The organism is Rhodanobacter sp. sgz306013 (assembly GCF_057031145.1).
Map to the genome: position 1 here is coordinate 648,970 of NZ_JBXCIJ010000004.1, position 15,733 is coordinate 664,702.

Sequence of the window (15,733 nt, forward strand, 5' to 3'; positions counted from 1 at the left end):
ATCACCCGGGGTGGGCCAGCGACACGAACAGCGCCAGCATCGCCAGCAGGTTGTTGCTGGCATGGGCGATCACCGCAGGCCAAAGCGAGCCCGAGCGCAGCCGCAGCCACGCCAGTACCACGCCGAGCAGCGCGAGGTTGGGCAGCGCGTACCAGAGCCAGTGCAGGTCGGGCAGGTGCACCAGGGCGAACAGCGCGGCGCTGGCCAGCACCGCCCAGGCGGTGCGCAGTCGGCGCAGCAGGGCGGAGAGCAGCACCCCGCGGAACAGCAGCTCTTCCACCAGCGGGCCGATGCTCGCCACCGCCAGCGTGAGCGCGATGCGGAATTCCGTGCCGGCGCCGCCGCCCAGCTGCTTCACGTCCTGCGGCACGGCGTGGCCGTGCGCCAGCAGTTCGGTGAGCTTGCCGCCGACCAGCGGCACCACCAGCCCCAGCGCCACCGCGGCGACGCAGTACGCCGCCGCGGGCGTGGTGAAACCGAACCCCGGCGGCCGGGCCTGGCTCCACAGGCGCGGCCAGCGCACGCGCGCCGCCCACAACGTGACCAGCGCGGCGCCGCACAGGGTAATGATCACCACCACGCTGCTGATGTCCGGGCGGGCGATCAGCGCACGCAGGTCGACGGGCGTGGCGCCGCGCACGACGCGGTAGCCGAAGCCCAGCAACAGCGCCGTCACGAAGCCCGTCACCACCTGCATGGCGAAGTACAGCGCGATCAGGCCCAGCGCACCGCCGATGCCGGGCAATCCGGGCAACGGAGGCGCGGCGGAGGTCGGCGGCAGGGCAGGTGGAAGGCTGTGGCGCGGTGCATCCATCGGACGGGGAACCCAATGCGCCTGACGGACGAAATCGCCGGGGCGCGCGGCGCCGCACCTCGATGCCGCATCTTGGCCGCTGCGCGCGAACCAGCGCAATACGCCATCCGGCACGGTCGGGTCGGTGCTACGCTCTGGCCCGCGTTGGGGGAGTGGTTGTCTGGTTGGCGATCAGGCGCGGCTTGCGGCGCAAGGGAGGGGCAGTGGGCGAGGATTTCGTGCGCGGCGCGGCCGAGCGCCTGCGTCCCGTCACCGAGTTTCCCGAGGTCTTCTTCGAGCGCGTGCTCGACGACGGCAGCGTGCCACCGGGAGGCGCCGTGCTGGATCTGCACTGCGGCGGCAGCAACCTCGCACGCGGCCTGGCGCTGCGCGGCTGCGCGCTGACCGGCATCGACCATTCCGCGCCCCTGCTGGCGCACGCGGCGGAGCTCGACCGGCTTGCCGGCGTGACTGTGAAGCAGTGGCGGGCACGGGTGGAGAACGCCGAGTTTCCCGCCGCCTCGTTCGACGCGATCACCGCCGGGCAGTGCTGGCAGGCCTGCGAGCGGCCGCGCACGCTGGCGCTGGCGCGCGGCTGGCTGCGGCCAGGCGGTCGACTGCTGATCGCGCAATACGAATGGCTGCCGCTGGCCGGCAACGTGGTGCAGGACAGCGAACGGCTGATCCTGGCCTGCAACCCGGGCTGGACGGCGCACAGCGGCAGCGGCCTGCACCCGTTGTGGCTGAAGGAGGTGGCCGAGGCCGGCTTCACCGACCTGCGTACCTGGTCGCTGGACATCGAGGTGCCCTGCAGCCACGTGGCCTGGCGCAAGCGCGTGCGGGCCTGCCCGGCCGTGGCGTCGCTGAGCGACGAGGCGCGCGTGCAGCGGCTGGATGTGGAGCTGATGGCGATGCTGGCCGAGCGCCACGCGGGCGAGCCGATGACCGTCCCCTACCGGCTGTGGGTGGTGAGGGCCAGTTCATGATCGGCGGATGCCACGCGCCGGCGGTGCTGCGCCGCTTGCTATAGTGCCCGGCCGTTCCCAGGACGATGACGGCGCCGCGCGCCCTGCCCATGTTCGCTCTCGATTGGCTCGCCGACCCCTCCGCCTGGGCCGGTCTCCTCACCCTGGTGGTGCTGGAGATCGTGCTCGGCATCGACAACCTCGTCTTCGTCGCGATCCTCGCCGACAAGCTGCCCGCACAACAGCGCGATCGCGCCCGGCTGGCGGGCCTCGGTCTCGCCCTGGTGATGCGCCTGCTGCTGCTGGCGGCGATGTCCTGGCTGGTGCGGCTGACCGCGCCGATCCTCAGCTGGCACGGTTTCGCGTTGTCGTGGCGCGACATCGTCCTGCTGCTGGGTGGGGCCTTCCTGCTGTTCAAGGCCACGCTGGAGCTGCACGAGCGGCTGGAGGCCGGCGACGAGCACGGCGAGTCCGCCCGGGCCAGGGCGCGCTTCTGGCTGGTGGTGGCGCAGATCGTTGCGCTCGACTTGGTGTTCTCGCTGGATTCGGTGATCACCGCGGTGGGCATGGTCGACCACCTCGCAATCATGATGGTCGCGGTGGTGATCGCGATGATCGTGATGATCGGCGCCAGCAAGCCGCTCACCGCCTTCATCAACGCGCGGCCCACGGTGGTGATCCTGTGCCTGTCGTTCCTGCTGATGATCGGCTTCAGCCTGGTCGCCGAGGGCTTCGGCTTCCACATCCCGAAGGGATACCTGTACGCCGCGATCGGCTTCTCGATCATGATCGAGGCGTTCAACCAGACCATGCGCCGCAACCGACGGCGCAGCCTGCTCAGCAGCTCGCGCACGCTGCGCGACCGCACCGCGCGGGCGGTGCTGCGCCTGCTCGGCAGCGGCGGAGCGGACGAGGAGGATGCGCCCATGGCCGCCGACGCGGCCGCCGAGACCGGCGGTGCGGTGTTCGGCAAGGACGAGCTGGTAATGGTGCAGGGCGTGCTGGACCTCGCGCACCGGCCGGTGCGCTCGATCATGACCCCGCGCCCGGAGATCAGCTGGATCGATCCCCGCGAAGACGCGGAAAAGCTGCGCGCCGAAGTGACCGCCTCCAGCCACCACTGGCTGCCGGTGGCGGGCGACGACCTCGACCAGCTGATCGGCGTGGCCACCTCGCGCGACCTGCTGGCCAGCCTGCTCAAGCACGGCCGTATCGACATCGACGGCGTGGTGCGCAAGCCGATGAGCGTGCTGGAATCGCTGAGCGTGCTGCGCCTGATCGAGGAGTTCCGCCGCTCGCCGCTGCAGGTGGCGCTGGTGGTGGACGAGTACGGCAGCGTGCTGGGCCTGGTCACCCCGGCCGACGTGCTGGAGGTGATCGCCGGCGAATTCCCCGACGAGGGTGACGGCGACCCTGCCGCGGTGCAGGAAAGCGATGGCGCCTGGCTGCTGGACGCCAGCCTCGACCTGCGCCGGGTGAAACACCTCCTGGGCCACCGCCTGAGCGGCGACGACGGCTTTTCCAGCCTGGCCGGCTACGTGCTGCAGCAGCTGGGCCGGCTGCCCGCGGAGGGTGACTGCTTCGACAGTGAAGGCCTGCGGTTCGAGGTGGTGGCGATGGACGGCGCGCGCATCGGGCGGCTGCGGGTCGTGCCCGCCATCGCCTGAGGAAACACCGCCCCGCCGCGATGCCCGCAGGTGCGGGCGCGGCCGCGGCCCAGGCCGTCCACGGTCTTGCTAGCCGGCCAGCAACGCCCGGCAGGTGCCAAAGGCAGCCAGCACCAGCACCACGACCAGGGCCAGCGAGCCGAGCACGAAACCGCCTTCGCGCTTGCTGGCCTCCTGGAGGTAGGCCGCGGCATACCAGATGCGCCCGGCCACCCATACCAGCCCGGCGAGGCCGGCCCAGCCGCCCAGGCCGTAATGCGCGGCCAGCCACAGCAGCGGCAGGAACATCAGCGAGGCCTCCAGCGTGTTCATCTGCACGCGGAACGCACGCTCGAACGCGGGGTGGCCACCGGTGGCCGGCGCCTTGATGCCGTATTTCCCGCGTGCGCGGCCTACCGCGAATGCGGTGCCGGCCATCAGCAGCACCGTGAGGAGGGTAACCAGGGCGGGCAGTTGCTGCAGCATGGGGCGTCTCGTCCGGAGGGAGGCGCCACTGTAGCGGCGGCGACGGGCAAGGCGCTATCGTCGCCACGGAGATTGGCTCGGGAGCGCAAACATGGACTGGCAGAAGGGCGAAAACAGCGACAACGTCGAGGAAGGCAGCGACGGCGGTGGCGGTGGTTTCCGGCCGGGCGGAGTCCACCTCGGTGTGGGCGGCCTGCTGGTCCTCGTGGTGCTGAGCCTGATCTTCAAGCGCGACCTCATCACCCCCTTCCTGGGCGGCGCCGGCGACGGCGCGGCGCAGACCAGCGGGCAGACGCAGCCGACCCAGGCCGTCAGTTGCCAGAATCCCGCCAGCGAGCAGATCTCCTTCGCGTGCCACATCATGGGGTCGACGGAGAAGACCTGGGGCGACTATTTCGCTGCCATGGGCAAGACCTATACCGACCCCAGGCTGCACCTGTTCCAGGGCCGGGTGGCCACCGCGTGTGGAGCCGCCTCCACCGCGGTGGGGCCGTTCTACTGCCCGGGCGACCGCAAGGTGTACCTCGACCTCGGCTTCTTCCAGGAGCTGCAGGACCGGTTCCACGCCTCCGGCGATTTCGCGCGCGCCTACGTGATCGCGCACGAAGTCGGCCATCACGTGCAGGAGCTGCTCGGCGTCTTCGACAAGGTGCAGCAGCTGCAGCAGCAGGGCTATCCGATGGACGGGGCCGACGGCCTGTCCGTGCGGCAGGAACTGCAGGCGGACTGCTTTGCCGGCGTGTGGGCCAACCGAACGCAGCAGCGCCTGGACTGGCTGAAGCCCGGCGACGTGGAGTCCGCGCTCAACGCGGCCAGCGCGGTGGGCGACGACACCTTGCAGAAGGAAACCCGGGGCAGCGTGATGCCCGACACCTTCACCCACGGCACCTCTGCGCAGCGGGTGAAGTGGTTCAAGGCCGGCATGGCCAGCGGCGACATCAACAGCTGCAACACCTTCGCGGGCGAGCCCTGAGGTGGCCAAGCCGTCCGTCCTGAGCATGGGCCGCAAGGCCGGAGTCGAAGGGCCACGCGCGCGGCCTGCCTTTCGATTTCCTCGCTCCCCAAAGCTGCGGCCATCCTTGGCCGCTCCCCGCGTGCGCCGCGCCCAAGGCGAACGATGGTGGCGCCATCTTCCGCGCAGCAGCGGCCGGCCCTAGAATCCCCAGCCTGCGCGCCTCGGGGTGCGCTTTCGCCGGCCTGCATGAGCCATCCCTGCCTGAGTTGCGGCGCCTGCTGCGCCCATTTCCGCATCGCCTTCCACTGGTCCGAAACCGATCCTTTGCTGGGCGGCACGGTCCCCGCGGAACTCACCGAGAAGCTCGACCCGCACCGCGTGGTGATGCGCGGCACGCATTCGCCACCCATGCGTTGCGTGGCGCTCGTGGGCGAGATCGGCACGGCCGCGCATTGCGGCATCCATCCGATCAAGCCATCGGTGTGCCGCGAGGTCGAGCCTTCCTGGGAGTTCGGCCGGCACAGCGTGCAATGCGACAAGGGACGCATCGCCCATGGCCTGCGCCCGCTGACGCCGGAGGACTGGATCGGCGTCGACGGAGTGGGCGCGGCCTAGGACCGCCGGTTCAGGCGGTCCCCTTCCGTCACGGCGCGTGGCCCGCCTGCAGGCGCTGCACGATGGCCAGCGACTTCGTGACGTGATCCTGCGGGTGCAAGTGGTCGGCTTCCGAGGAGAACGCCGCGACGATCTTGCCGTCGCGCCCGATCACGAAGGTGGTGCGCGGGATGAAACCGTGGTCGATGGCCTGGCCGCGCGCGTCGGTCATGCCGGGTTCCGCCGGCTGCAGCTTGAGGCCGTAGGAGGCGGCGATCCTGCCGTTGGCATCGGAGGCGACCGGGAACTTGCCGGCGCAGTAGTTCGGGTCGGCGGAGAAATCGTTGAGCCGCTTCAGGCTGTCGGCCGAGACTCCGATGATGGTGGCGCCGGCCTTGTCGAAGCTGGCCTTCTGCGTGGCAAAGGTGTGCGCCTCGATGTCGCAGCCGCCGGTGTAGGCCGCCGGGTAGAAGTACACCACCACCGGCCCTTTCCTGAGCGCATCCCGCAGCGAGAAGCTGAAATCCTTGCCGGCGAGGCTGGCCTCGGCGGTGAAGTCCGGTGCCTTCGCGCCCTGGTTCAGCGCGGCGCTCGCCGGCGTGGCCAGCAACACCGTCGCCGCGAACGCGGCCGCCGTCATGAAGCCTGTCAGTCGATGTTTCATTGCCTCGTCCTCTCGTGGTTGCGGAAATTGTCAACGCGCGTCGCTGCCGTCATCGCCCCGGCGCAGATCCTGCGCGAATTCGCGCAGCGCGGCGGGGTCGACGTCGGATACTGCGACATAGTGCATGCCTTCGTCGGTCCAGCGCAGCACGGTGTAGCCATGCTGCCGCGATTCGCTCTGCACGGCGTTGGCGTCCGCCGCGGCCGCAGGCCATTCGTACACGCTGATGATGTGCAGGTGGCGACGGTACACCAGGGCGGCGACGCTGCGGCCCTCCAGCGCGTCGAGGCGGCCACCCACCAGCGGAAAGCCCGCGCCGGCAAGGTCCACCACCCGCGGCGAGAAATCCAGCTTACCGTCGAACCACGGCTTCACCGTGTGCTGGTCGGTCGACACCACGTCCATGAGGTGCTGGGGCTGCAGCGCGCGCAGGTGGCTGGACACCGCATCGTCGACCACCGCGTCGCCGGTCACGCTGCGCTGCTGCATGACACGGTACAGCGGCGTCGCCAGCAGCAGCGCAGCGGCGAAACCCGCCGCCGCGGCCCAGGCGATCGGCGCACGCCGCGGACGCGGCGGGGCAGTTGGCGCGGTGGGCGTGTGGCGTGGCGTCCAGCGTTCGCGCAGCGCGGCCGGCGCGCGCTGGTACAGCTCTGGCTGCGCCAGTGCGCGACGCAGCCGTTCGTGTTCGCGCACGCGGGCGGCGCAGGCTGAGCACTCGCGCAGATGACCGGCCACCGCCGCGCTCTGCGCGACGTCGAGTTCGTCGTCGATGTAAGGGTGCAGCAGCAGTCGGGCGTCAGCGCAGATCATGGCGGCGCGCCTCCCCGGATCGGTGGGTCAGTTCGAGTTTCAGTCGCTCGCGGGCGCGCGCCAGCCGCGACATCACGGTGCCGATCTTCTGGCCGGTGATGGCGGCGATCTCCTTGTAGGAGCATTCCTCCAGCTCGCGCAGCACGATCACCTCGCGCCACGGCGCCGGCAGCCGCTCGAGCGCGACGCGCAGCGAGCCCACGTCCACGGCGAGCAGGGTCAGCGCCTCCGGCGAGGCCTGTTCGTCGACGAGCGGATGGCTGTCCTCGTCCAGCGGCTCGGTGAGGTGTTCGGGCAAGGTCTTGCTGCGCAGGGTGAAGTAGGTGTTGCGCACGATCGCGAGCAGCCATACCCGTGCGTCGCCGCCGTGGAAGCTGTCGAAGTAGCGCAGCGCGCGCAGCATCGCTTCCTGCACCACGTCCTGCGCATCGGCGTCATCGCGGGCCAGCCAGCGCGCGAGGTTCCAGGCCGCATCCAGCCATGGCAGCACCTGGGCTTCGAAGCGCGCGCCGATGGCGGGCTGCGGGGATGGGGAGGCGGCTGGCGCTTCGATGGGCATAAGAGCCTGTTCAATATTTCCACATGGTCCGCGTTGCCTTGCATTGGTCGTCAGGTGGTGGTGCGCGGCGAAGCGCCTGCCTGGCTGGCAGGTCAAGCCGCGCGCTGCCGCATGGCGGCCAATGCAAGGCAACCCGGAGGGCCGGGTCGGTTTGCCCGCTTGCCTGTGTCATCACTCGGTCGTGGACGGACGCCCACTCCTTCGTTCTTCCTTGGCCTGCGCACAAACCGCTCCCGGCGCGGGCTATGCGGAGATATTGAACAGGCTCCAGGGAATACCGCGCTGGCCGCGACTTTATTCCCGGCGCGGAAAAACCGGAATAGGCCGTTGGCTGGCCCGGTAATGCATGGCGAAGGGCGCACACCGCAAGCGCCGTGGAGTGGAAAACCATGCAAGACGAACACGACAACCGCACCCTGGATCGCCGCGAATTCCTGAGGTGCATGGCCTGGGCCGGCACCGGCACCTTGTTGCTGATGAAGGGCGGCGTGCTGCATGCGCGCACGCTGGGCGCCGGGGCGGGTGCCGAGGCGAAGGATGCGACCTTCAGCTTCGCCCAGGTCAGCGATTCGCACATCGGCTTCCACCTCGCGCCGAACCCCGACCCGGCCGCCACCTTCCGTGCCGCGCTGGCCCAGGTCGACGCGTTGCCGGTGCGCCCGGATTTCGTGCTGCACACCGGCGACCTCACCCACCTGTCGCGGCCGGACCAGTTCGCCACCGTGCAAGGGTTGATGCAGGAGTCGCGGGCCGGCAAGGGGAAGGTGCTGTACGTGCCGGGCGAGCATGACGTGATCGGCGACAACGGTGCGGAGTTCTTCCGGCGGTTCGGCGAACGCCAGCACGACGGCGGCTGGTACAGCTTCGACCACCGCGGTGTGCACTTCGTGGGCCTGATCAACGTGCTGAACCTCAAGGCCGGCGGACTGGGTTACCTGGGCGCCGAGCAGCTCGCGTGGCTGAAGAAGGACCTGGCGCCGCTGTCCGCGGAGACGCCGGTGCTGGTGTTCGCGCACATGCCGATGTGGTCGCTGTACCCCCAGTGGGGCTGGGGCACCGACGACAGCGTGGAGGCGATGACTTACCTGCGCCGCTTCGGTTCGGTGAGCGTGCTCAACGGCCACATCCACCAGATCCAGCAGAAGGTGGAAGGGAACATCACCTTCCACACTGCACGCTCCACCGCCTATCCGCAACCCGTGCCGGGGGCCGGGCCGGCGCCGGGGCCGCTGAAGGGCGTGGCGCCCGACCGGCTGCGCAGCTACCTGGGGGTCCGCAGCGTGCGCCATGTGCAGGGCCGGGACGCGCTAGCCATCACCGAGGAGGCGATGGCATGAGCGGCCGCCTTGTTCTTGCCGCGTGCCTGTCCCTGGCGCTGGGCGGGCCGGCGCTGGCGGCGCACGCCGCGGTCGTCACCGCGGCGACGCCGAACCAGATCGAGATTCACAACTTCATGTTCATGCCGAAGACACTGACCGTGCCGGTGGGCGCCAAGGTGACGTGGATCAACCGTGACGAGGAGCCGCATACCGTGGTCAGTGCGAACGGGCAGTTCGCGCCGTCGAAGGCGCTGGACAGCAACGACCGCTACGAGACCAGCTTCAGCAAGCCGGGTACCTATGTGTATTTCTGCACGGTGCATCCGTTCATGACCGGCACGATCATCGTGAAGTGAGCGCGGCCGCACCGTCGAAGCGGTAGATGTCCATCGCGAGAAACCCCAGGTCGATGCCGGCGTCGATGCGCCGCGCCTGTGCGCCGTCGCCGGCCGCGCCCAGGGCGAAGAACAGCGGCAGCAGGTGTTCGTCGGTGGGGTGGGCGCGCTGGGCGAACGGCGCCTGGCGGCGGTAGTCGAGCAGCGCGCCTGTGTCGCCGGCCGCCAGCTTCTGCTCGATCCAGCCGGTGAACGGGCGTACGTAGGGCGCTTCGCGCTCCGCGCTGTAGCCGGCGCGGAAGTCGTGCAGGTTGTGGGTGATGCTGCCCGAGCCGATCAGCAGCACGCCCTCCTCGCGCAGCGGCGCCAGCGCGCGGCCCACCGCGTACTGATGCGCGGGGCCCGGATTCAATCCGGCTTGTTCGGGCTGGATCGACAGCGGCACCACGGGGATGTCGGCCGCGGGATAGAGCAGGTGGAGCGGCACCCAGACGCCGTGGTCCAGTCCGCGCTGCGGATCGAGTCGCGGAGCAAGGCCGGCTTCATCGAGCAGGTCGGCCACATGGGCAGCGAGCGCGGGCGCGCCCGGTGCAGGGTAGCGCAACCGGTACAGCGCAGGCGGGAAGCCGTGGAAATCGTGGACGGTTTCGGGCTGCGCGGCGGCGCCGACCAGCGGCGCACGCGCCAGCCAGTGCGCACTGGCGATGACGATGGCCTTGGGGTGCGGCAGCGCCTGCGCCAGTTCCGCCAGGCGTGCGCCGGTCGCGCCCGGCTGCAGCGCGGTCATCGGCGAACCGTGGGAGATGTACAGGCTGGGCAGGACGGACATGGCGGATCGCCTCGTGCAGGGTGTGCACGAGATGGTGGCGCGCGCGGGATTTGCATCGAGGGCGCGGCGAACGCAGCGTTGCCGTGTGGAAACGCCGGTGTCGCCTCGGTGCAGGTCGGGCTGAAGCCCGGCCTACTTCGGGCGCTCCGGCTTGCCGCCATGCGCGTACGGCTTGCGCGGGCCGGGCTTGGCAGCGCCGGGCTTGAAGCCCCCCGGTTTGCGGAATCCGCCGGGGCGGCGCGCCGGGTGCGCCGCCTGCTCGCCGCCGGTGTCGTCCTTGCCGTCCCAGGCGTGGATCTGCAGTTGCTGGCGCGCCACCCAGACCTTCTTCAGGTGCTCGAAGATTTCCTTCGGCATGCCTTCGGGCAGGTCGACCAGGCTGTGGTCGCCGCGGATGCTGAGGCGGCCGATGTACTGGCTGTCCAGCCCGGCCTCGTTGGCGATGGCGCCGATGATGTTGCCCGGCTTCACGCCGTGCTCGTGGCCGACCTCGATGCGGTAGGTGATCTTGCCCGCCTCGGTGTGGTGCGGGCGCGGCGCATGGCCGGCGAAGGCGCGCGGTTGTTCGCGAGCGGGCTGCTCGCGGCCGGAGTGTTCGCGCTCGCCGCGTTCGCGCGGGGCGCGCTCGGGCTTGCCGTGGCGCGTGTCGTGTTCGCGCGGCGCGAATTCGCGCTTCGGCGGCGGCGTCATCAGCAACGGGCGGTCACCCTGGGCGATGCGTGCGAGCGCGGCGGCGATCTCGATCGCCGGCACGTCGTGCTCCTGCTCGTACTGCTCGATCAGCTGCTGGAACAGGCCCAGATCGCCGGCCGCCAGGGTGTCGCTGATGCGCTGCTTGAACTTGGCGATGCGCTGGTCGTTCACGGCTTCCACCGTGGGCAGCTTCATCTCGTCGATCTTCTGCCGGGTGGCGCGCTCGATCGCGTGCAGCATGCCCTTCTCGCGCGGGGTGACGAACAGGATCGCCTCGCCGCTGCGTCCCGCGCGACCGGTGCGGCCGATGCGGTGCACATAGCTCTCGGTGTCGTAGGGGATGTCGTAGTTCAGTACGTGGCTGATGCGCTCCACGTCCAGGCCGCGTGCGGCCACATCGGTGGCGACCAGGATGTCGAGCTTGCCGTCCTTGAGCTGCTGGATCACCCGCTCGCGTTGCGGCTGGGCGATGTCGCCGTTGATCGCGGCGGCGGCAAGGCCGCGCGCCTGCAGCTTCTCGGCCAACTCCTCGGTAGCCTGCTTGGTGCGCGCGAAGATGATCATCGCGTCGAACGGCTCGGCCTCGAGGATGCGCGTCATCGCATCCAGCTTGTGCACGCCGCTGACGAACCAGTAGCGCTGGCGGATGTTCGCCGCGGTGGTGGTGGCCGTCTTGATGGCGATCTCCACCGGATCCTTCAGGTGCCGCTGCGCGATCTTGCGGATCGGCGCCGGCATGGTGGCCGAGAACAGCGCCACCTGGCGGGTGGGCGGGGTGGCTTCCAGCACCTTTTCCACGTCGTCGACGAAGCCCATGCGCAGCATTTCGTCGGCTTCGTCGAGCACCAGGTACTTCAGTTCGGAGAGGTCGAGCGTGCCCTTGTCCAGGTGGTCGATCACCCGCCCCGGAGTACCGACGATGACATGCACGCCACGGCGCAGCGCGTGCAGCTGCGGGCCGTAGCTCTGCCCGCCGTAGATCGGCAGCACCTGCAGGCCGGGCAGGTGCGCGGCGTAGCGCTGGAACGCCTCGGCCACCTGGATCGCCAGCTCGCGCGTGGGCGCCAGCACCAAGGCCTGCGGCTTGCCGGGCCTGAGATCGATGCGCGACAGGATCGGCAGCGCGAACGCCGCGGTCTTGCCGGTGCCGGTCTGCGCCTGGCCCAGCACGTCGCGACCCTCCAGCAGTGGCGGGATGGTGGCGGCCTGGATCGGCGAAGGCGATTCGTAGCCGACGTCGGCCAGTGCTTTCTGCACCTCGGGCGAAAGCGCAAGCGCGCCGAAGCCGGCGACAGCCGGGGCGGAATCGTGGGACGGGGCGGACATGGGGTACCTCGGGGTGGCATGCGCGGCGGCATGCGGGAGAATGGGTGGCATTGTAACAGTCCGCGCGCCCCGCACCGGCGGTGGGCGCGTTTTGTCAACGGGAGATCAAGATGCAGAACCGACTGAAAGACCGCATCGCGCTGGTCACCGGCGCTTCCTCCGGCATCGGCGAGGCCACCGCGCTGGAACTGGCGCGGCTGGGCGCCAGGGTGGCGATCGCCGCCCGCCGGCGCGAGCGCCTGGAGTCGCTGGCCACGCAGCTCGGCGAACTCGGCGCCGAGCCGCTGGTGCTGGTGGCCGACCTCGGCGCCGAAGCCGAGGCGCAGCGCATCGTGCAGGAAACCGAGGCGCATTACGGCCGACTCGACATCCTGGTCAACAACGCCGGCGTGATGTACCTGGAGCCCATCGCCGAAGCCGACCTCGGCCGCTGGCGGCGCATGCTGGAGCTCAACGTGCTCGGCCTGATCGCTTCCACGCAGGCGGCGCTGGCCGGCATGCGCGCGCGACGCGACGGCCACATCGTCAACATCGCCTCCACCGCCGGCCGCATCGCCAATCCGAACGCGGGGGGCTACGCGGCTACCAAGTTCGGCGTGGTGGCGTTCTCCGAATCGCTGCGCCGCGAGGTATACAAGGACAACATCCGCGTCAGCGTGATCGAGCCCGGTGCGGTGGCGACCGAGTTGCGCGAACACATCGGCCACGCCGCGACCAAGGACGCGCTCAATGCCTGGGCCGACAGCATGCGCCAGCTGCAGAGCCAGGATGTGGCCGAGGCGATCGCGTTCTGCGTGAGCCGGCCTTCGCACGTCAACATCAACGAAGTGTTGATGCGTCCGACGGACCAAGAGCGCTGATGCCGTGAACCCTGCGCCGCGGCTGCATACCGAACGCACCCGCATCCGCGTCGCCGGGGAAGCGGACGCGCCGGCGCTGCTGCGCTACCGCGTGGCGAATCGGGCGCACCTCGCGCCGTGGGAGCCGCTGCGCGAGGAGGCGTTCTACACGCTGCAGCATTGCCTGCAGTCCATCGCCGACGGCCGCGAGCATGCGCGGCTGGACCGCGGCTATCCGCTGCTGGTGTTCGACCGCGCAGAGACGGAAATCCTCGCCACGTTCACGCTGGCCAATGTGGTGCGCGGCGCGTTCCAGGCCTGCCACCTCGGCTACGGCGCGGCGGCGCGTGCGCAAGGACAGGGGATCATGCACGAGGCCTTGCAGGCCGGCCTGGACTGGGCATTCGGCGAGCTGAGGCTGCATCGCGTGATGGCCAACCACATGCCGCGCAACGCGCGCAGTGCACGCCTGCTGGCGCGGCTGGGCTTCGAGCGCGAGGGTTACGCGAAGCGCTACCTGCAGATCGCCGGCGTGTGGGAAGACCACATCCTCACCGCCCTGGTCCGGCCCGCGGCGTTGTAGGAGCGCACCCTGTGCGCGATGTCCCTGCGCCGCAAACGGAGCAAAGGCCGTTCGCGGACAGGGTTGCGCTGCCACGCGCGGCGGCGTTGGTCAGGCCTTCGCGGCGGGGCGCGGACGGCGGTGGCGCTTGCGGTTGCCTGCGGCGTGTTCGCCGCCGCTCTTCTGCGCATGGCCATGCGGGCGATGCGCCTGCGAGCTGCCCTGCGAGCGTTGCTGCTGCCCGCCATGCGCACGCTGCGGCGCGCGCGGCTGGCGCTGGCCCTGCTTGGGCCGCGGTGCGCCGGTGTCGAGGCGCAGCGGGGTGGAGGGCTCGAAGCCGGCCACGTCGTCGACGGCGATCTCGTCCTTGAGCAGCTTGCGGATGTCGCGCAGCAGGCCCGACTCGTCGTGGCTCACCAGCGACACCGCCATGCCCTCGCTGCCGGCACGGCCGGTGCGGCCGATGCGGTGCACGTAGTCTTCGGCCACCATCGGCAGGTCGAAGTTGATCACCATCGGCAGCTGGTCGATGTCGATGCCGCGTGCCGCGATGTCGGTGGCCACCAGCACGGTGATGCGGCCGCTCTTGAAGTCGGCGAGCGCCTTGGTGCGCGCGTTCTGGCTCTTGTTGCCGTGGATCGCCGCGGCGCGCACGCCCGAGGCGTTGAGGAAGGTCACCAGCTTGTCGGCGCCGTGCTTGGTGCGGCTGAACACCAGCGTCTGCCGACGGCTGTCCTGGCTCAGCACGTGCAGCAGCAGATCGCGCTTGCGCGAGGCATCGACCGGATGCACGTGATGGCTGACCAGGGCTGCCACGGTGTTCGGCGGCGTCACCGTGACTTCGCGCGGCTCGCGCATGAACTGCATTGCCAGCGCCTTGATCTCGGGCGCGAAGGTGGCGGAGAACAGCAGGGTCTGGCGCTGCCTTGGCAGCGCGCCGAGGATGCGCTTCAGCGCCGGCAGGAAGCCCATGTCCAGCATGCGGTCGGCTTCGTCCAGCACCAGCGTCTCCACGCCGGACAAGTCTACGGTGCGCTGCTGCATGTGGTCGATCAGCCGGCCGGGCGTGGCGATCACGATGTCCACGCCGCGGCGCAGCGCATTGATCTGCGGACCCATGCCGACGCCGCCGAAGATGGTGGCGGCGCTGATGCGCAGGTGCTTGCCGTAGGCCTGCGCGTTGTCGAGGATCTGCGCGGCGAGCTCGCGGGTGGGCGTGAGCACCAGCGCGCGCGGGCGGCGCGTCATGGCCGGCCCGGCGCTGGAGAGCTTGTGCAGCAGCGGCAGCGCGAACGCGGCGGTCTTGCCGGTACCGGTCTGGGCGGCGGCGAGCAGGTCGTGGCCCGCCAGCACCAGCGGGATGGCGCCGGCCTGCACCGGGGTGGGTTCGGCGTAGCCCTGTTCGGCAAGCGCACGCAACAACGCGGGCGCGAGGCCCAGCGATTCGAAAGACATGAGAACACTCCTGTGCAACCCGGAGCATTCAAGCCGAACCGTGTTGCGATATGGGAAAGGGGGCGGCAAAAACCGCCAACGGCAGGAAAGCCGTCCGCGCAGTGTAGCTGAAGGACGTGCCGCTGTCTGGTGGGCACGCGCCGCCGTTCAGCCGGGACGCCGCGCCACGATGAGGTAGCTGTTGAACGGCGTGTGGCCGTATAGCGGCTGTACCGTCGCCGTCAGGCCCTGCGCGGCGAGTGGTGCGCGGATCTCGTCGGCGTCGGGGTAGTGCTGGGCGCCCACGCACATCTGGCCGCTGACGCGCAGGAACCATTCCTCGGCGCGGGTGGCGTGGAAGCGCCAGTTCGCTTCGCGCAGCACGTTGCGGATCAGCAGCAGGCTGTCGGGCGCCAGCCGTGCCGCCGCCTCGTGCAGCAGGAGGCCCTGCCGCGGCGCAGGCAGGTAGTGCAACATGTCCAGCAGTGCCACATGGCCCTGGAAGTCCGGCAACTGCGCCGCGTCGCCGCAGCGCAGCTCCAGTGGCGGCGACAGCACGGCGCCGGCGGCGCGGCCGGCCTCGACGCGGCGGGCGTTGAAGTCGATGCCGAGATAGCCGTGCAGCAGTCCGCATTCGTGCAGGTATTGCCCGAGCAGGCCGAGGCCGCAGCCGATATCGAGCAGCGGCCGTGGCGGTGCGGCGGCGAGCATCCCGGCCACGGCGGCGTAGACAGGGTCACCGGCCAGCTTGCCCTGCGCGTAGCCGCGGTAGAAGCGGCCCGCGTAGCGCCGCGCGATGGCGTGGCGGGCAGTGCGGCCCAGCGGCAGCGGGGCAGAGGTGTCGCAGGTCTGCATGTGGCAATGGTGCCGACAGCCCACGGCACAGGGCAAGCGCAGTGCCATGCTAGCCTGCGCCATCGC

At 70.2% G+C, this 15,733-nt stretch carries 17 protein-coding genes; 8 read left to right on the forward strand and 9 right to left on the reverse strand.

Translation table 11 applies throughout. From position 1 onward, the window contains the following. Position 1: 1 nt before the first annotated feature. Entirely contained in the window at positions 2 to 754 is a 753-nt protein-coding gene (locus tag AC2EWF_RS16010; protein ID WP_483640363.1) for a lysostaphin resistance A-like protein, read from the reverse strand. A 263-nt stretch (positions 755 to 1,017) separates the two neighbouring features. Here AC2EWF_RS16010 and AC2EWF_RS16015 point away from each other — a divergent pair, with 263 nt between their 5' ends. Next, entirely contained in the window at positions 1,018 to 1,779 is a 762-nt protein-coding gene (locus AC2EWF_RS16015) for a class I SAM-dependent methyltransferase (RefSeq protein WP_483640364.1), read from the forward strand. Between the two features lie 89 nt (positions 1,780 to 1,868). After that, complete coding sequence (locus AC2EWF_RS16020; protein ID WP_483640365.1) at positions 1,869 to 3,425, forward strand: TerC family protein; 1,557 nt, start codon at positions 1,869 to 1,871, stop codon at positions 3,423 to 3,425. Positions 3,426 to 3,494: 69 nt separating this feature from the next. On the opposite strand, the gene AC2EWF_RS16025 is transcribed toward AC2EWF_RS16020, so the two are convergent. Beyond that, positions 3,495 to 3,887, reverse strand: a complete 393-nt coding sequence (locus AC2EWF_RS16025) for an MAPEG family protein (RefSeq protein ID WP_483640455.1) — start codon at positions 3,885 to 3,887, stop codon at positions 3,495 to 3,497. A gap of 94 nt (positions 3,888 to 3,981) precedes the next feature. Between AC2EWF_RS16025 and ypfJ the strand changes: the two genes are divergently transcribed. Next, a complete protein-coding gene (ypfJ, locus tag AC2EWF_RS16030; RefSeq protein WP_483640366.1) occupies positions 3,982 to 4,863 on the forward strand; it encodes a KPN_02809 family neutral zinc metallopeptidase in 882 nt (293 codons plus the stop codon). 228 nt (positions 4,864 to 5,091) lie between these two features. Then, complete coding sequence (locus AC2EWF_RS16035) at positions 5,092 to 5,460, forward strand: YkgJ family cysteine cluster protein (protein ID WP_483640367.1); 369 nt, start codon at positions 5,092 to 5,094, stop codon at positions 5,458 to 5,460. 28 nt (positions 5,461 to 5,488) lie between these two features. Here the strand turns inward: AC2EWF_RS16035 and AC2EWF_RS16040 are convergent, their stop codons facing one another. Genes AC2EWF_RS16040 through AC2EWF_RS16050 form a run of 3 tightly spaced genes read right to left on the reverse strand, consistent with a single transcriptional unit; the run spans position 5,489 to position 7,475 of the window. Further along, positions 5,489 to 6,103: a peroxiredoxin gene (locus AC2EWF_RS16040; protein ID WP_483640368.1), complete on the reverse strand. Its 615-nt coding sequence runs from the start codon at positions 6,101 to 6,103 to the stop codon at positions 5,489 to 5,491. Positions 6,104 to 6,133: 30 nt separating this feature from the next. Further along, a complete protein-coding gene (locus AC2EWF_RS16045; RefSeq protein WP_483640369.1) occupies positions 6,134 to 6,916 on the reverse strand; it encodes an anti-sigma factor family protein in 783 nt (260 codons plus the stop codon). Beyond that, complete coding sequence (locus AC2EWF_RS16050; protein ID WP_483640370.1) at positions 6,903 to 7,475, reverse strand: sigma-70 family RNA polymerase sigma factor; 573 nt, start codon at positions 7,473 to 7,475, stop codon at positions 6,903 to 6,905. The genes AC2EWF_RS16045 and AC2EWF_RS16050 overlap by 14 nt, the downstream gene beginning before the upstream one ends. A 389-nt stretch (positions 7,476 to 7,864) precedes the next feature. Between AC2EWF_RS16050 and AC2EWF_RS16055 the strand changes: the two genes are divergently transcribed. Continuing rightward, positions 7,865 to 8,812: a metallophosphoesterase family protein gene (locus AC2EWF_RS16055; protein WP_483640371.1), complete on the forward strand. Its 948-nt coding sequence runs from the start codon at positions 7,865 to 7,867 to the stop codon at positions 8,810 to 8,812. After that, a complete protein-coding gene (locus AC2EWF_RS16060) occupies positions 8,809 to 9,150 on the forward strand; it encodes a cupredoxin domain-containing protein (RefSeq protein ID WP_483640372.1) in 342 nt (113 codons plus the stop codon). Before AC2EWF_RS16055 ends, AC2EWF_RS16060 begins: the two co-directional genes overlap by 4 nt. Here AC2EWF_RS16060 and AC2EWF_RS16065 read toward each other — a convergent pair. Further along, positions 9,137 to 9,958, reverse strand: a complete 822-nt coding sequence (locus AC2EWF_RS16065; protein WP_483640373.1) for a dioxygenase family protein — start codon at positions 9,956 to 9,958, stop codon at positions 9,137 to 9,139. The two genes, AC2EWF_RS16060 and AC2EWF_RS16065, sit on opposite strands and share 14 nt — an antisense overlap. 132 nt (positions 9,959 to 10,090) lie before the next feature. Next, positions 10,091 to 11,977 (reverse strand): DEAD/DEAH box helicase, encoded by a 1,887-nt coding sequence (locus AC2EWF_RS16070; protein WP_483640374.1) that lies wholly within the window; start codon positions 11,975 to 11,977, stop codon positions 10,091 to 10,093. 110 nt (positions 11,978 to 12,087) lie between these two features. Between AC2EWF_RS16070 and AC2EWF_RS16075 the strand changes: the two genes are divergently transcribed. Together AC2EWF_RS16075 and AC2EWF_RS16080 are read left to right on the forward strand one after the other, a co-directional pair. Next, positions 12,088 to 12,837, forward strand: coding sequence for an SDR family NAD(P)-dependent oxidoreductase (locus AC2EWF_RS16075; RefSeq protein WP_483640375.1), 750 nt, complete (start codon positions 12,088 to 12,090; stop codon positions 12,835 to 12,837). Positions 12,838 to 12,841: 4 nt separating this feature from the next. Further along, positions 12,842 to 13,399 carry a GNAT family N-acetyltransferase gene (locus tag AC2EWF_RS16080; protein ID WP_483640376.1) on the forward strand — a complete coding sequence of 186 codons (558 nt, stop codon included), beginning with the start codon at positions 12,842 to 12,844 and terminating at the stop codon, positions 13,397 to 13,399. 90 nt (positions 13,400 to 13,489) lie between these two features. Here the strand turns inward: AC2EWF_RS16080 and AC2EWF_RS16085 are convergent, their stop codons facing one another. Together AC2EWF_RS16085 and AC2EWF_RS16090 are read right to left on the reverse strand one after the other, a co-directional pair. Beyond that, positions 13,490 to 14,833: a DEAD/DEAH box helicase gene (locus tag AC2EWF_RS16085; protein ID WP_483640377.1), complete on the reverse strand. Its 1,344-nt coding sequence runs from the start codon at positions 14,831 to 14,833 to the stop codon at positions 13,490 to 13,492. 147 nt (positions 14,834 to 14,980) lie between these two features. Beyond that, positions 14,981 to 15,715 (reverse strand): class I SAM-dependent methyltransferase, encoded by a 735-nt coding sequence (locus AC2EWF_RS16090; protein WP_483640378.1) that lies wholly within the window; start codon positions 15,713 to 15,715, stop codon positions 14,981 to 14,983. Positions 15,716 to 15,733: the final 18 nt, after the last annotated feature.

What these genes read in the sequence shown, in the direction of transcription:
- AC2EWF_RS16020 (WP_483640365.1), top strand. Translation starts at nt 1,869, where the DNA reads ATGTTCGCTCTCGATTGGCTCGCCGACCCCTCCGCCTGGGCCGGTCTC.
- ypfJ (WP_483640366.1), top strand. Translation starts at nt 3,982, where the DNA reads ATGGACTGGCAGAAGGGCGAAAACAGCGACAACGTCGAGGAAGGCAGC.
- AC2EWF_RS16035 (WP_483640367.1), top strand. Translation starts at nt 5,092, where the DNA reads ATGAGCCATCCCTGCCTGAGTTGCGGCGCCTGCTGCGCCCATTTCCGC.
- AC2EWF_RS16040 (WP_483640368.1), bottom strand. Translation starts at nt 6,103, where the DNA reads ATGAAACATCGACTGACAGGCTTCATGACGGCGGCCGCGTTCGCGGCG.
- AC2EWF_RS16045 (WP_483640369.1), bottom strand. Translation starts at nt 6,916, where the DNA reads ATGATCTGCGCTGACGCCCGACTGCTGCTGCACCCTTACATCGACGAC.
- AC2EWF_RS16050 (WP_483640370.1), bottom strand. Translation starts at nt 7,475, where the DNA reads ATGCCCATCGAAGCGCCAGCCGCCTCCCCATCCCCGCAGCCCGCCATC.
- AC2EWF_RS16055 (WP_483640371.1), top strand. Translation starts at nt 7,865, where the DNA reads ATGCAAGACGAACACGACAACCGCACCCTGGATCGCCGCGAATTCCTG.
- AC2EWF_RS16060 (WP_483640372.1), top strand. Translation starts at nt 8,809, where the DNA reads ATGAGCGGCCGCCTTGTTCTTGCCGCGTGCCTGTCCCTGGCGCTGGGC.
- AC2EWF_RS16065 (WP_483640373.1), bottom strand. Translation starts at nt 9,958, where the DNA reads ATGTCCGTCCTGCCCAGCCTGTACATCTCCCACGGTTCGCCGATGACC.
- AC2EWF_RS16070 (WP_483640374.1), bottom strand. Translation starts at nt 11,977, where the DNA reads ATGTCCGCCCCGTCCCACGATTCCGCCCCGGCTGTCGCCGGCTTCGGC.
- AC2EWF_RS16075 (WP_483640375.1), top strand. Translation starts at nt 12,088, where the DNA reads ATGCAGAACCGACTGAAAGACCGCATCGCGCTGGTCACCGGCGCTTCC.
- AC2EWF_RS16085 (WP_483640377.1), bottom strand. Translation starts at nt 14,833, where the DNA reads ATGTCTTTCGAATCGCTGGGCCTCGCGCCCGCGTTGTTGCGTGCGCTT.
- AC2EWF_RS16090 (WP_483640378.1), bottom strand. Translation starts at nt 15,715, where the DNA reads ATGGCACTGCGCTTGCCCTGTGCCGTGGGCTGTCGGCACCATTGCCAC.